This window comes from Synechococcus sp. CB0101 (assembly GCF_000179235.2).
Taxonomy (GTDB): Bacteria; Cyanobacteriota; Cyanobacteriia; order PCC-6307; family Cyanobiaceae; genus Vulcanococcus.
Genome location: NZ_CP039373.1, coordinates 2,032,083 through 2,046,432, shown reverse-complemented (window position 1 = coordinate 2,046,432; position 14,350 = coordinate 2,032,083). Strand labels below are relative to the sequence as shown.

Genomic DNA, 14,350 nt, shown 5'->3' with positions numbered 1-14,350 from the left:
CAGCCACAAAAAAAGCCCCCGCTGATGCGGGAGGCCGAGGCTTTTGGTGTGTGAGTGAGCGCGAGGAGCGCGTGAGGAGTGTGCTGATCAGACGATCAGAACTTGAAGCCCACTTGAATCAGGCCGCCAAAGGCGTTGAAGGTTTCGCCTTGAGGGGTGTTCTGACCAGCGGGACGGCTCAGGTAGATCAGAGCAGGCGTCACGCTGATGTTGTCGGACACCTGGAACTTGTACCACCACTCCCAGGCGTAGTTGCCGTCGTAGGGGGTGCTGCCGTCAAAGGTGGAGGTGGTGAAGGGCGACTGGCCCACACCCATACCAGCGGAGTTGCCGTCGATGAAGACGTCATCCCACTGCAGACCCACCATCCAGGACTGAGCGTTCTTGGTATTGATGACCACGTCGTAACCACCAGTGAAGGTGGTGATACCCCAGCCGGCGCTGATGGAAGGCACCCAGCCGCTCTCAGAGGGCTGCCAATAGCCGTTGATCGCGAAGCTATTGGTGGCAGCGCTGCCGCCACCAGCTTCCTGGATCGCGGAACACTTGGCCTTGGAGTTGTCGTAGGTGTACTGCGTACCGGAGCGGATGTTGGTGCCGCACTGGCCGTAGCGGTAAGCACCGGTGAGAGCCCAGCCCTTACCAGCACCACCGATCTGAGCCAGGAAGGAACCAGCCGAGTTGTCGGTCATCACGCCGCCGGCCTCAGGAGCACCGTTGTAGGCGTTCTTGGCCACATAGTTCACAGCCGCGGCGAGATAGGGATTGCCCTTCTTCACCTTCTGCTTCCAGACCAGACCCACACCAGAGCCGGTTTCCTTGTTGTAGGTACCGGAGGTGCCGTAGGTGCCGTAGAGGAAGTCTGTGATGTACGACTTGTAGGCCGAAGGCGTGATCGCCAGCATCTCGGTGTTACGAACCAAGGCGCCAAGGGTGGCCTTCAGCTCGTTACCAACCGGGAAGGTGTAGTAAAGACGATCAACATCAACAACTTGGGGGCCAGCACCAGACTCAAAGCTCTTATCGAGCTTGGTGGAGCGGTACTGAGCGCCATCAAAGGCGGACTCGCCGTAGTTACCGGAGCGCAGGCGGGTGCGCAGCAGGTCCTTACCGGTGAAGCTGGTGTCGAAGCTCAGACGAACGTCATAGTTGAACACCATGGCGCTCAGCAGGTTTTCACCATCGAGACCGGGGCCGGTGTTGCCGTTCTTGGCAGAACCGCCATAGGTATAGGCACCCAGATCAAAGGTGGCTTCACCCTTCAGCTTGGTGGTGGTGGAGAACTGGGTGGCTTCCAGCTCAGCAACCTTGGCCTCCAGGCCATCCACGCGGCCCTTGAGCACGGCGAGTTCCTTCTCGAACTCTTTCATCAGGCGCTTCAGCTCGTCGGTCACTTCGGTGATCCGGTCGAGGCAAGCGTTCAACAGGGCGGCCGCTTCAAAGCGGGTCATCGCACGGCTGCCGCGGTAGGTGCCGTTGGGGTAGCCAGCCACACAGCCGTAGCGCTCGATCAGGTTGCTCAGAGCCTGATAAGCCCAGTCGGTGGGCTGCACGTCGGAGAACTGGGTGATCGAAGTCACCTGCTCCTCAGAGCCGTACTGGCTGACGCCAGCAATGTTGAGATCAGCGGCGGATGCAGCCACAGGAGCCATCAGGCCCAGGGCAGCAGGCGCCAGAAGAAGCTTCTGGAACAGTTTCATGGTCCTCACACCAATTGAGGGAATTCCCGAACCAAAGCACAGGAATGCGCAGACCTTACCGGCGCGATGGCACGCAAAAACCGGAGCAGAACACCATCAGATGTGCGCTGCGATACAGCCCTCAGTGGTCGATCAACAACAAAAAAGCCCTGGCCGAAGCCAGGGCTGATCGCGAGGAATGAGGACTGTGTGAGGAACGAGCTCGAAACGTATGAGGAACGAGTTCGTGTTCAGATCAACTGATCAGAACTTGAAGGTGGTCTTGATGATGCCACCGAAGTTGGTGAGCGGGGCGCTGCTGTTCTTCATGCCGTTCTCGTACCAGCCGAGCTGACCCAGGGGGTTGGACAGGTAGTAGAGGGCGGGGGTCACGCTGATGTTGTCGGTGACCTGGAACTTGTACCACCATTCCCAAGCCCAGTTGCCGTCTTGAGCGTTGACACCGTCACGACCAGTGTTGGTGATGAAGGTGGGCTGACCCACGGCCATACCGAGGGCATTGCCCTTGATGAAGGCGTCATCCCACTGGAGGCCGACGTACCAGCTGTTGGAGGTGGCGCCGTCGAAAGCGAAGGCATCGTCATCACCGGAGTAACCGGTGATGCCCCAGCCAGCGCTGATGGAAGGCACGAAGCCGCTCTCAGAGGGCTGCCAGTAGGCGCTCACCCCAACAGAGTTGTTGCTGCTGAAACCCCCGAAGAGACCTTGGCCCACGGCAGCGGGAGTACCGATGGCAGGCCCCACGCCGTTGCCATAGTTGTAAGCAACAGCAGCACCCCAGTTGTTACCGGCGTAGCCAATCTGGGCGGTGAAGGTTTGAGCAGCACCGTCGGTGCCGATACCGCCTTCGTTGGGGTTGCCGTCCTGAGCGTTAGCGGACACGTAGTTGATGCTGAAGCTCCAACCGTTGTCCTGATACCACACACCAGCACCAGCACCCAGGTTCAGGCTGTAGGTGCCAGGAGCGCCGGCGTAGGTGAAGACGTCAAGGACGGTGTCAGCGGGGTACACGCTGGGCCACATGGCCAGCATGTCGTCCTGACGAACACGACCACCGAAGGTCACGGTGACTTTGTCACCAACGGGGAACTGGTAGAAGAGGCGGTTGATGCCAACGGTGTTACCGCCAGGCACTTCACCTTCCTGGAAAGCAACTTCCAGAGCGTTCAGACGGGTATCAGCACCGTTCGCACCGACAGGACCACCGCTCCAAGGGGAGGCACCGAAGTTGCCGGCACGAAGGGTGGTGCGCAGCAGATCCTTACCAGTGAAGCTGGTGTCGAAGTTCAGGCGAACGTCGTACGCGAAGGCAGTAGCGCCGGTAAGAGCTTTTGCTTCATCAACAATGGCGCTGTTGCTGCCGCCGTAAGCGTTAGCACCCAGAACGAAGGTGGCAATACCCTTCAGCTTGGTGGTGGTGGAGAACTGGGTGGCTTCCAGCTCAGCAACCTTGGCCTCCAGGCCATCCACGCGGCCCTTGAGCACGGCGAGTTCCTTCTCGAACTCTTTCATCAGGCGCTTCAGCTCGTCGGTCACTTCGGTGATCCGGTCGAGGCAAGCGTTCAACAGGGCGGCCGCTTCAAAGCGGGTCATCGCACGGCTGCCGCGGTAGGTGCCGTTGGGGTAGCCAGCCACACAGCCGTAGCGCTCGATCAGGTTGCTCAGAGCCTGATAAGCCCAGTCGGTGGGCTGCACGTCGGAGAACTGGGTGATCGAAGTCACCTGCTCCTCAGAGCCGTACTGGCTGACGCCAGCAATGTTGAGATCAGCGGCGGATGCAGCCACAGGAGCCATCAGGCCCAGGGCAGCAGGCGCCAGAAGAAGCTTCTGGAACAGTTTCATGGTCCTCACACCAAAAGAGGAATTTGGGCGCAACGCGCCGTGTGGCCATACTGCAAGCCATGCCACAGGCATCCCAGGCAAGCTGTGCCACAAAACCCAATGGCATGTAGCAACGGATACCAAGCAAGCCCCTGACGCGAACTCGCGCAGACTTCTCCTTAATGCTCCCCGCCACGCCTGCCTGTGTTGAAGCGATCGACCTGGCTGTGGTGGCTGGCCTTGCTGGCGATCTGGCTGCTGGCTACCGCCGCGGATCGCAGCTGGCTGTTTGCGGATCAACGGCTACCCGCCTGGGATCAGGCCGACTACCTCAACAGCGCGATCGACCACGGCCGAGCCCTGGGGCTTTTGCCGGGTGGCGGCTGGCCGGGCTGGCATGGGCTGCTGGATCTTTCGCCCAAGATTCCGCCGCTGGCCTCCCTGGTGAGCGGCAGCGTGATGGCGGTCGCCGGCGAATCGGTGGATGGCGCCAGCTGGGCCCTGAGCCTCTGGCATGGCCTGCTCCTGCTGGTGATCGGCCTGTGGGGGCGCCAACTGCTCAGCCCGGGCTTCGGGCTTCTGGCTGCCGCCCTGGTGGCCCTCGCCCCAGCCCTGGCCGGCCTGCGGGTGGATTTCACCCTCGACATGCCCCTCACCGCTAGCTGCAGCCTCGCCCTCTGGCTGCTGTGGCGCTGGCAGCGGGCTGAGGCTGGCGGTCGCTGGGGTCAGGCCATCGCCGCCGCCGGCGCGGTGGCCGCCGCCCTGCTGATCAAACAGAGCGCACTGTTGGTACTGGCCCTCCCCGCCCTCTGGGGCTTCGGCCAGGCCCAGCGCGCCCCCCGGCGCCGCTGGCAGGCCTGGGCCAGCCTGGCGCTGGTGCTGCTGTTGCTTGCCCCGTGGCTGCAGCACAACTGGATCACCACCCTCGGCGGCACCGAGCGGGCGGTGATCAGCTCCGGCGCCGCCGAAGGGGATCCCGGCAGCCTCGATCCCCGCAGCCTGATCTGGTACCCCAGGCTTTGGGGAGCCCAACTTGGGGCCATCACCCTGGCCACAGGCTCCGCCGGGATGGCCATTCTGGGCTGGCAGCAGCGAGGATGCTGGCGGCAGCCATGGCCGGCGGGATGGACTTGGCTGCTGGGGGTGGCCATCAGCGGCTGGCTCTGCACCAGCCTCAGCCCGAATAAGGATGAGCGCTACATCGCCCCGGTGCTGCCCCTGCTCGCCCTGCTGCTGGCCAGGGGCTGGTGGGCCCTGGGCACCTGGATCGCCCAACGGGGCCACGGCCGCTGGGCTGAAGGTGCGCTGGCACTTGGGCTGCTGGGCGCCGCTGGCGTGAACGCCGAAGCCAGCCTGCGGCAGCTGGAGCGCCAGCCGCCCTCCAGCGTGGTGCAGGCCCTGGAGCACCTGCGCCAACAGGTGGGCACAGCCCCCACCACCCTGCTGATCACCGCCAGCAGCCCGGATCTCAACGAGCACACGCTCACCCTGTTGGGGCGGCAACAGGGGGGCAACATCCTGGTGCGCCGCCTGGGGCGCAACCCCGGTGAACAAGACATCGCCCTCGAGCAGGGCCAGTGGTGGCTGATCGCCAGCGGTGATCAGGGCACCACCCGCGCCTCCGCCAAGGCTCTCAGCCGTGCAGTGCGCCGCGATGGCCGATACGAGCCGGTGCAGCGATGGGACTGGAACAAGGGCCGCCAGCTGGAGCTCTGGCGCCGCAAACCAGGAGCCCCCACACCCGAGAGCTTCCAGCAGCGCTTCATCCAGCTAGCCCGGGGTCTGGAACAGGGCCCCGCAGGCCTGAAAACCGTGTTTGCCGCCATTGGCCCCTGGCACCTGCTGGATCCGCGCTTCAGCTATCAGCAGGAGGTGCAGCAGTGGGCCCATGCCCAACTGCGGTGCAACCCATCCGATCGCGATGCCCTCTGGAGCCTGGCCCTGGTAGCTGTGCTGCAGAACCGCCCCCAGCAGGCGGATCAATGGTTCAGCCGGCTCGAGCAACTCGAGGGCCCCGGCCACTGGCCCAGTGCTTACCGCAGCGTGGTGCTGCTGGCCGGTTGGAACAGTTGCGGGGCCGCGCGCGTCGCCGACACAGCGACCACTGCAAAGGCCAGCAATCCTCAGGCCACCACCGTGTTGGCTGCGCTGCGCGATCTCAGCCGCGGCCTCTGCTTCGATCCACGCGGCCCGCTGGCTTTGCGCAGCAGCCTGCCCCGCGCCATCAACACCGTGACCTCTGGGTTGAAGCAGCCGTGAGCCAACGCCTTCGCCCTGAGCAGCGGGTGTGGCTCGCCGCCGGCCTCTTCACCCTGGTGGGCTGGATGCTGCAGGCCTGGCGGCTGCACAGCCTCGCCGCCACGATGGATCAGGGCATCTTGTTTCAGGTGCTCTGGAACGGCCTGAGCGGCCATCCCTTCGAAAGCACCCTCTCCTCTCAACTCTCCACCAACGTGGTGCATGGCGGCGAGCTGCCGGCCATCGGCTACCACCGCCTCGGCCAGCACTTCACCCCCACGCTGGCGCTGTGGATTCCGCTGGTGGCGCTGCTGGGCAAATGGGCCCTGCCGATGCTTCAGGTGGCGCTGATTGCCGCGGCAGGGTTAGTGCTGCACCGCCTCGCCCTGCGGCGCCTCACGCCCGATCTGGCCGCCATCCTCACCCTGGCCTTCTACGGAGCCAATGCGGTCATCGGTCCGGCCCTGGGCAATTTCACCGATCTGAGCCAGCTGCCACTGTGCGTGTTTGTGCTGCTGCTGGGGCTTTTGGAGCGGCGGCTCTGGCTCACCCTCCCCGCCGCACTGCTGCTCCCGCTGATCCGCGAAGACACCGGCGTGGTGCTGGTGGGCATCGGCATTTGGCTCCTGGTGCGGCAGCGCTCCCGCTGGCCTCTGGCCCTGGCCTTGGTTGCTTGGGGTGGCGGCTGGGTTGTGCTGGTCACCAACGTGCTGATGCCGCTGTTCAGCCAGGACAACGCCCGCCGCTTCATGGTGGAGAACTTCGGCCAATACCTCCAGGGCCAGGACCAGGCCAGCAGCCTGCAAACAGCAGCCCTGGTTCTGCGCCAGCCGCTCACGCTGCTACAGGAGTTGGTGAGCCCACCGCGAGACACACTGCTCTATCTGGCGGGCCAGGGGCTACCCCTGCTCTTCATCCCCTGGATCGCCCTCGATAGCTGGCTGCTGATGGGGCTGCCGCTCCTGGGGCTGCTGCTGGCCCAGGGCTCCAACAACCCCCTTTCGATCAACATCCGCTACACCTATTTAGTGGTGCCTGGTTTGTTCGCCGGAGCCACCCTCTGGTGGGAGCGCCATCAACCGCTCTTTGCCTCGCGGCGGCTGCGGCGCCTGTGGGCGGGCTGCATCCTGCTCTCGCTGCTATTCACCCTCGGCAGCAATCCAAACCGCAGCCTCTCGTGGCTGATTCCAGACAGCGTTCAACCCTGGGTGTATCGCAGCCCCTGGCAGCAATGGCAACACGCCCAGAGCGCCCATGCGGCGCTGGCCAGAATTCCCGCTGCCGCCAGCGTGTCCGCCAACACTCCACTGATCCCCCATCTGGCCGCCCGCCAGGTGCTGATGCGCTACCCCGATCACACCAGCTATCAAGACCGGCAGGGCCAGGCCCACGCCGTGGACTGGATCGCCGTGGATCTCGATTACCAACAGCGTTATGCCGCCGCTTTCCCGCAGGAGCAGAAAGCACTCAAACGCAGCCTCAGGCAGCTGCGCTCGAGCCAGGCCCAGGGCTATGCCGTGCAGCAGCTCAGCGATGGCGTGGTGATTCTGGAGCGCAACGGCCCGATCAATCCGGCGAACCAGCAGGCTCTCGATCAGCTGCTGCGGCAAGCGAAGGAGGGTTGAACGCCCATTGGCGCGCGTGCAGGAAAAGCCCCACAGCCATCAACAACTCAAGCCCTTCCTGGTCGTTGCGGATGCGTTCCGCATGGGTGATCCAGCTCAGATCGAAATAGGTGTAAAACAGCGCCACGATCAGGAAATAGAGGCTGTAGCGGCGCGCCGGCCAGGCATCGATGCGCGGCATCCAGCGCCAGCCCGCAAAACCAAAGAACAAGCCGGCTGCGATGAACGACACATGCAGATAGTTCTGCACGGCAGGCAGATTGTGGATGTTGGTTTCTTTCTGCGCATTGATCTGCCGCAGCGCTTCCACCCCCCAGCCGTGCACCCGCTCGCCCCAGCTGATCTCCTCAGCCGCCACATAGAACAAAAAGAGCGCGAGCAGCAGCCATGCCAGCCACTGCAGTGATCGCCAACGCCGGCGACGCTGCCACAACACCCGCAGGCTGCAGACACAGGCACCTGCGTAGGCCGCGAACTGCAACCACTCAGATGGGCCATCTTCGTTGGTGGTCCAGTACTCGAACACACCGAAGGGCAGGAAATACACCAGCCCATAGAGCACCACCACGTACACCAATGGGGCCAGATCCACCACCGGGGCGAGGCTTCCCCAAGGGGTCTGAATCGTGCGCGGCTGAAGCTCAGGGGCCATGCGACAACCTTCAAGACTCTCCGCAGACCTTAAGGCTGCGTTAAGTGCTTAATCCTCCGCCAACAAGGCGGATGCTTTGCTACTACGGCCTCTCACGCCCGGCCGATCGGGCCTGCCGGATGACGCCGTCTGCGAGCGCTGCCACACCGCTGAGCCTATGGGTGGTGGCCGCTTGCTTCAACGAAGCGGCCGGTATTGAAGCCTTTATTGGAGCCATCGAGGCCCTGGGCCTGGTGGAGCAGCTGCTGCTGATCGACGACGGCTCCAGGGATGGCACCGCCGCCGTGGTGCGCCGCGACATCGAAGCCCGGCGCCAACAGCCCCAGGCGATGCCGGTGAGCCTGATTGAACTCACCCGCAATTTCGGCAAGGAAGCGGCGATGCTGGCCGGGCTCGACCAGGCCCGCGGCCGCTGCGATGCGGTGGTGTTGATCGATGCCGATCTGCAGCATCCACCGGAGCTGATCCCGGAGATGGTGCGCCACTGGCAGAACGGGGCGGAGATGGTCACCGCCATCCGCAGCCCCGAAGACCAGGAATCACGCCTGAAGATCATCAGCGCCTCCGGCTTTTATTCCCTGTTCAACCGCCTCACCGATTCGGTGCAGCTGGTGGATGGGGCCGGGGATTTCCGCCTGCTCAGCCAACCGGTGGTGCGCGCCCTCACCGACATGCGCGAGGGCACCCGCTTCTCCAAGGCACTGTTCCCCTGGACGGGCTTTGAGAGCGTGGATATCAGCTACGACCGGCCGCCCCGCAGCAGCGGCGCGAGCACCTGGAACGTGCGCCGCCTATTCAGCTACGCCCTCGACGGCATCTTCAGCTTCTCCGTGCTGCCGCTGCGCATCTGGATCGCTGTGGGCACCGTGATCTCGCTGATCAGCCTGGTGTACGCACTGGTCTTGGTGATCAGCACCCTGCTGCACGGCATTGATGTGCCGGGCTATGCCTCCCTGATCGTGGCAGTGCTGTTCCTGGGAGGTGTGCAGCTGATCGGCATCGGCATCCTGGGGGAATACATCGGCCGCATCTTTGAAGAGAGCAAGCGCCGGCCTCCTTACCTGGTGCGGCGCATCAGCGCCTCGGCTTCCAGCGATCGCCAGGGCGAGGCATAAAAGCGGCGCGAGAGGGGATAGGCCTGCAGCGCGTCTGGCCCGGCGGCCCAGCCCTCAGCCGGATGGGCGAGCACCAGGCCGCCCGTTGGCTGCAACAGCCGTTGGGCGGCCCGGATCACCGATCCATCGATCTGGCCCGTGAACAACACCCCGCAGAAGCCGCGGTTGGTGGCAACACCTCGGCGCGCCAGCTCCGCGGCCCGACCAACGTTGAGGATGCGCAAAAGCGCCCACTTGATCGGGCCCAACTCCCGCAACGCCTGCCGCCAGCGCAGCAGCGGAATGCCGCGCCATGGCCAGGGCTCGCGCAGGCTGCGCACCCACACCGGCTGGAGCGCCTCCGGGAGCCGCCAGAGCTGCTGCCACACCACCGGCAGCAGGTGCACATGCTGATGCCCATCCAGCTGCAGCGGCCGGCCCGGGAACAACACTTGGAACCGCTGCAACTGCGCCCGTATCTCCAGGGCCAGCTGACGCTCCAGCCGCCGCCGCTGCGGCGACCGCGGCGGCCAGCATCCGGCCAGGAGCAAGCGCCCGAAGCCCATCGCCAAGCGTCCTTGCTGATCGAGGAGATCGGGGATCTGTGCCGGATCAGCGGCCGGGAGTCCTTCGCTCAGGCACAGATGCAGCACTAGCTCCAGCCCCGGCCGTGAGGCACAGGCCTGAGCGGCCGCTTCAGCCGCCGGGGCCGTCACCAGCACGCTGGCGGAATCCAGGGCTCCAGCACCATGCAGCCGGAGGATGGTGGTGTTCACAGCCGGGTGCAGGCCGAGATCGTCGGCATGGAAGCGCACAGGCTCCGGAGCGAGGGCCCGTTGCCGGCGGCTGCGGCTATGGCGCGCCGCGAGCGACCAGAGCACGTAATTAATCGCCGTGGGGGTGAACACCATCACCAGCGTGCCCGCCATGCGGCGGGCCCAGATCCCGAGCCAGCCCGGCAGCAGCAAGCTCACCAGCACATTGAGGCTGGTTTGGATCAGCAGCCAACGCCGCGGGAAGGGCGCCCCGCCGGTGTGCTCGCGAAAGGTGAACAGCGCGTGGGCCAGATATCCCCACAGCGAAGCCAGCAGAAACCCCAACAGGTTCACCAGCGGCAGCGGGCCTTGCAGCCACTCGCCCAGCAGCAACACCGCCGCATGGATCGCGGCCGCGAGCACGCCCACACCGCCATAGCGCATCAGCTCCGCCAGCTTTGCCCTCACGCCCACCGCTGCCCATGGCCAGGGCCGGCAGCCTATGGGAAGCTCGGCGCCTGAGCACCTGCCCATGCCGGAGAGCCGAAGCCTGCCCCCTCGCAACCTCAGCTTGGGCTGCGTGGCGATCTTTCTTGTGCTCTGGGGCTGCGCCGCCGCACGCCACGCCCTGCTGCAGAGCAACGCCTACGACCTCGGCCTGTTCGACCAGTGGATTTGGCTGGTGAGCCGCGGCCTGCCGCCGATCTCCTCGATGGAGGAGGTTCACATCCTGGCGGACCATGGCGCCTGGGCCCTCTACTGGGCCGCAGTGCCCTACCGGCTTCTGGGCAGCGTGCAGTGGCTGCTGGCCAGCCAGGCCGCGGCCTTGAGCTTCACGGCCCTGCCGCTCTGGTGGGTGGGCCGCCAGGCGGGGCTCAGCCCCAAGCTCTGCTGGCTGGGCTGCGGCCTGTGGTGGCTGCAGCCGGTTGTGTTCAACGCCAACCTGTTTGATTTCCACCCCGAGGTGTGGGTGATGCCGGCCCTGGCCGGGTGTTACTGGGCCAGCCGCGCCCAACGCCCCTGGCTCTGGTTTGGCCTGTTGCTGCTGCTGCTCGGCTGCCGCGATGGCCTGGTGCTGGTGGTGGCGGGTCTGGGCCTTGAACAGGCGTTGCGGCGGCGTTGGGTCTGGGCCGGGGCCGCCATCGGCTTAGCCCTGGGCTGGCTCGCGCTGCTCAACCGCTGGCTGTATCCGTTGCTCAAGGGAAGCGATGCCGGGCCCAAGGCGGCCGGGGCGCTGTTCTCTTATCTGGGCGACAGCCTCGATCAGGTGTTGCTCAACATGCTCACCCGGCCCGATCTGCTGCTTCAGCACGTGGATTGGAGCGGCGGCCTGGTGTATCTGCTGCTGATCAGCGTGGCGGTGGCACCCTTCTGGCGGCGCGTATCGCTGCCGGTGTTGGCCGGGGCTTTCCCACTGGTGCTGGTGAACGTGCTCTCAGAAGAAGCACCGCAGCGCACCCTGGTGCATCACTACAGCCTGCCGATCGCCGTGATGGTGGTGGTAGCGGCGATGGATGGCCTGGCTCTACAGCCGCGGCAACCCGTGCCCTGGAGGCGCTTCGGCTGGAGTGTGGTGTGTTGGGCAGCCCTGGCAAAACCCTGGTTCTTCACCGGCCCCTATCTCGAACGGGTGAATCAGCTGCCGGCCATCCGCGAAGCCATCGCAGCAGTGCCTGCCGAAGCGCGGCTGAGCACCACCAGCTACCTGGTGCCCCAGCTAAGCCAACGCCAACAGGTGAGTTTTCCCCGCACCCGCCGCGACACCACGCGTCTCGAGCAGCTCGATGCGCTGCTGCTCAATCCTAAAGATCCCGGCTGGGGCTCCTCACGGGCGCGCCAACAGGAGCTCTTGCGCGAGGCCCGCGCTGCCGGCTGGAGCTGCCGCCGCTGGAGCAACGGCCTGGAGCTCTGCCAAAACGATGCCCCCGAAGGGCGCAGCTGAGGCTGGCTCTTCGGGGGCTCTCGCCGGGTCCGCTCTGGCGCGGAACCGAATGATCTAGGAATCAGGCGCCGTAATCAGCCGGCGTTCTCCGCGATCAGCAGACCCTGCATGGAACAACTGGAACTCACGGGCACCTCCTCCTTGGGGGATTGATGTCAACCGGCGATGCATTCGGCTTCCAAGCAACGCAAGCGCCGCTGAACAACCACACCACTGCTGACGGAACTCCGAAACTTTAACGAGATCGACGCGGTGCGCGAGCCAGCGGCTGCGGGTGCGCCACAACACGCCAAGCCTCCCGGACTCCTGATCAGGCTGACCCCATGCGTGAGTTGCAGGCCGGCGACCTCCTCCATCTCGTGCCGGAGGGCGAACCCTGGAGGATCCGGCAAGTGCTGCCTCGCCGGCTGCGGATCTCCGGCCACGCGCTGCTGAACAACCCTGCGCTGCAGCAGCGGTTGCTGAACGCCAGCCTGCATTTGGCCTGGGTCCAGGCGATCCGAATCAACACCCTGGCCGGATGCCTGGTGATTGAGCACAACGGCCGCCGGCCGCTGCGCCGCAAACAACTACAGGCCCTGCTGCATCTGGCCTTGCAGCACGAACACCAAACATCACTGCAGCTCACACCACGGGCCTCGAGCTCCGCCCTATGGCGGCTCGGTGGCACCTCCGGTGTGTTGGCCAGTGTGGCGCTGCTGGAGTTACCGGCCTGGCCGGGCCTGCTGCTGTTTGTCAGCCTCTGCTACCTGCCTCTAGCGGCCCGCTGCCTCCAACAGCTCGCCCAGCGGCAGTTGGCGACTGGATGGTTGGATCTGTTTTGGTTTTCAAGCCTGTTGGCCCAAGGCAACCCCGCTGCGGTGCTACTGGAGTGGACGCTGGAAACCGCCAACCAGGTGTTCAAAGCGTGGACACCATCACCCGGCTATGCCGATGCCTTTGATCAGCAGCTGCAGCAACGGCTCACCGACCTGAGCTTTCAGGTGCTGCAAGGCGACGGGAGCTGGCAGCCCCAACCCTTCGCCCTGCTTGACGCTGGCGATCGCCTGCGGCTGACAGCAGGCGATCCTCTACCGGCCCACGCCCTGGTGGTGGCTGGGCAGGCCCTGGTGAGCACCCGATGGCGCGATGGGGATCCGCGCCTGCTCAGCGCCCGGGCCTTTCAACAACTTCCCTTTGGCGCCAGCGTGATCGAGGGCACGCTGGAGGTGCGCTTGGTGCGCAGTCCGCAGCTCGATCCGGAACTGCGGACCCTGCAACGACTCCTCAACGCAGCCCAACAGCAGGGCGCATCCCATGGGGGCCCCTCTCTGCTCCAGCGGGCGGAGCAATGGCACCAGCGCTCGGTTCCCTACCTGCTTCTGGCCGGCGCAGGCCTTCTGGCGATCGGGCCCCATGGCAGCGCTGGGGCCCTGATGCAGTTCGATCCCGCCAGCGACTGGCAGCTGACAGCCTCCCTGACCTACGGCAACGCCCAGCGGGATCTGCTCTGGCAGGGCGTGCTGCTGCGAAGACCAGAAGCCATCGATGCTCTCGCCCGTTGCCGCCAGCTCATAGTGAGTGAGGCCACAGTGCGCAGCACCAGTAGCTGGCGCCTCGGCGGTCTGTATCCCTTGCCTTTTCTGATCAGCGGTGAGGAGCTGATTCAGATCGTGGCTGGATTTCGCTGCCAACAGAAACCCCATGGCCTCCATGCCCTGCGCAGTGCCCTGGAAGCCGAAGATCTGTTGCCAGCGGTCGTGGAGGGTATCCAACCGCTGGGCAGCGAAGGCCAACAGGGCCGCATCAACGGCGTGATGCATCAGCTGGGAGGAGTGGCCATGCTGCAGCAACTCGGATTGACAACCCCGGCGGAACTGATCACACCCCCTGGGGAAACCCTGGTTTACCTCTTGCGCCAAGGCCAGGTGGTGGGAGCCGTGGGCTTCGAGTTGCAACTCTCGCGAGCGCTCGTGCGGGGGCTACGCGAGCTGCAACGTGCTGGCTGGCGGTTGGATTTGCTGGTCGACAGCCAAAGCGAACTGGTGGAACGGCTGGCTGGGCGGCTGCACAGGCCCGCTGCCGCCATCCAGATCGCCACCAATCATGTGGAACGAAGCCGCCTGTTGGATGCCTGGCGCTCATCTGGCGAGCCCATCGCCATGCTCGGCTGCAGCGCCATCGATGGCCTCACCCTGGCGCAGGCCGATCTCTCGATCGAACTGCTCAGCCGAGACCATGGCCTGAGCAGCGAAAACGCTGACTTGGTGGTGCGGCCCGAAGCGCTCGGCAACCTGGTGGCCTGTCAAACGCTGGCCTTAGACGCCGCCCAGCGCCACCGCCGCAACCTCGCCCTGGTACTCGTGCCGCACATCTCAGTGGTGCTGTTGAATCTGCTGCTCCCGATCAACCCGGTGCTGGCCGTGCTCACGGTGGATCTACCCGTTCTCTTGGCCGAGCTGGGCCGCATCGGCAGTGGCCAAGACGGCATTCAAAAACCCACAAAAAAGCCCCGCCGCAGCGGGGCTTGAGTGCAGTGAGGGA

Annotated in this window: 9 protein-coding genes; 5 read left to right on the top strand and 4 right to left on the bottom strand. The window is 65.0% G+C overall.

Annotated elements, in window-relative coordinates; all coding sequences use genetic code 11:
- Nucleotides 1-95 precede the first annotated feature (95 nt).
- Complete coding sequence (locus CB0101_RS10940) at nucleotides 96-1,700, bottom strand: iron uptake porin (protein WP_136644093.1); 1,605 nt, start codon at nucleotides 1,698-1,700, stop codon at nucleotides 96-98.
- Nucleotides 1,701-1,943: 243 nt separating this feature from the next.
- The gene (locus tag CB0101_RS10935) at nucleotides 1,944-3,542 is read right to left on the bottom strand and encodes an iron uptake porin (protein WP_136644092.1); all 1,599 of its coding nucleotides are present in this window, start codon (nucleotides 3,540-3,542) and stop codon (nucleotides 1,944-1,946) included.
- Nucleotides 3,543-3,725: 183 nt separating this feature from the next.
- Here CB0101_RS10935 and CB0101_RS10930 point away from each other — a divergent pair, with 183 nt between their 5' ends.
- Both CB0101_RS10930 and CB0101_RS10925 read left to right on the top strand, forming a co-directional pair.
- Nucleotides 3,726-5,780, top strand: coding sequence for a glycosyltransferase family 39 protein (locus CB0101_RS10930; protein ID WP_010311568.1), 2,055 nt, complete (start codon nucleotides 3,726-3,728; stop codon nucleotides 5,778-5,780).
- Complete coding sequence (locus tag CB0101_RS10925) at nucleotides 5,777-7,384, top strand: DUF2079 domain-containing protein (RefSeq protein WP_010311570.1); 1,608 nt, start codon at nucleotides 5,777-5,779, stop codon at nucleotides 7,382-7,384. Before CB0101_RS10930 ends, CB0101_RS10925 begins: the two co-directional genes overlap by 4 nt.
- On the opposite strand, the gene CB0101_RS10920 is transcribed toward CB0101_RS10925, so the two are convergent.
- Nucleotides 7,326-8,036, bottom strand: a complete 711-nt coding sequence (locus CB0101_RS10920) for a hypothetical protein (RefSeq protein WP_010311572.1) — start codon at nucleotides 8,034-8,036, stop codon at nucleotides 7,326-7,328. The genes CB0101_RS10925 and CB0101_RS10920 overlap by 59 nt on opposite strands.
- A gap of 119 nt (nucleotides 8,037-8,155) precedes the next feature.
- Between CB0101_RS10920 and CB0101_RS10915 the strand changes: the two genes are divergently transcribed.
- Nucleotides 8,156-9,151: a glycosyltransferase family 2 protein gene (locus CB0101_RS10915; protein ID WP_050778814.1), complete on the top strand. Its 996-nt coding sequence runs from the start codon at nucleotides 8,156-8,158 to the stop codon at nucleotides 9,149-9,151.
- On the opposite strand, the gene CB0101_RS10910 is transcribed toward CB0101_RS10915, so the two are convergent.
- Entirely contained in the window at nucleotides 9,094-10,359 is a 1,266-nt protein-coding gene (locus CB0101_RS10910) for a ChbG/HpnK family deacetylase (RefSeq protein WP_010311577.1), read from the bottom strand. The genes CB0101_RS10915 and CB0101_RS10910 overlap by 58 nt on opposite strands.
- Nucleotides 10,360-10,417: 58 nt before the next feature.
- Between CB0101_RS10910 and CB0101_RS10905 the strand changes: the two genes are divergently transcribed.
- A complete protein-coding gene (locus CB0101_RS10905) occupies nucleotides 10,418-11,827 on the top strand; it encodes a DUF2079 domain-containing protein (RefSeq protein ID WP_010311579.1) in 1,410 nt (469 codons plus the stop codon).
- 323 nt (nucleotides 11,828-12,150) lie between these two features.
- Nucleotides 12,151-14,337 carry a heavy metal translocating P-type ATPase gene (locus tag CB0101_RS10900; RefSeq protein ID WP_010311581.1) on the top strand — a complete coding sequence of 729 codons (2,187 nt, stop codon included), beginning with the start codon at nucleotides 12,151-12,153 and terminating at the stop codon, nucleotides 14,335-14,337.
- The last annotated feature ends 13 nt before the right edge of the window (nucleotides 14,338-14,350 follow it).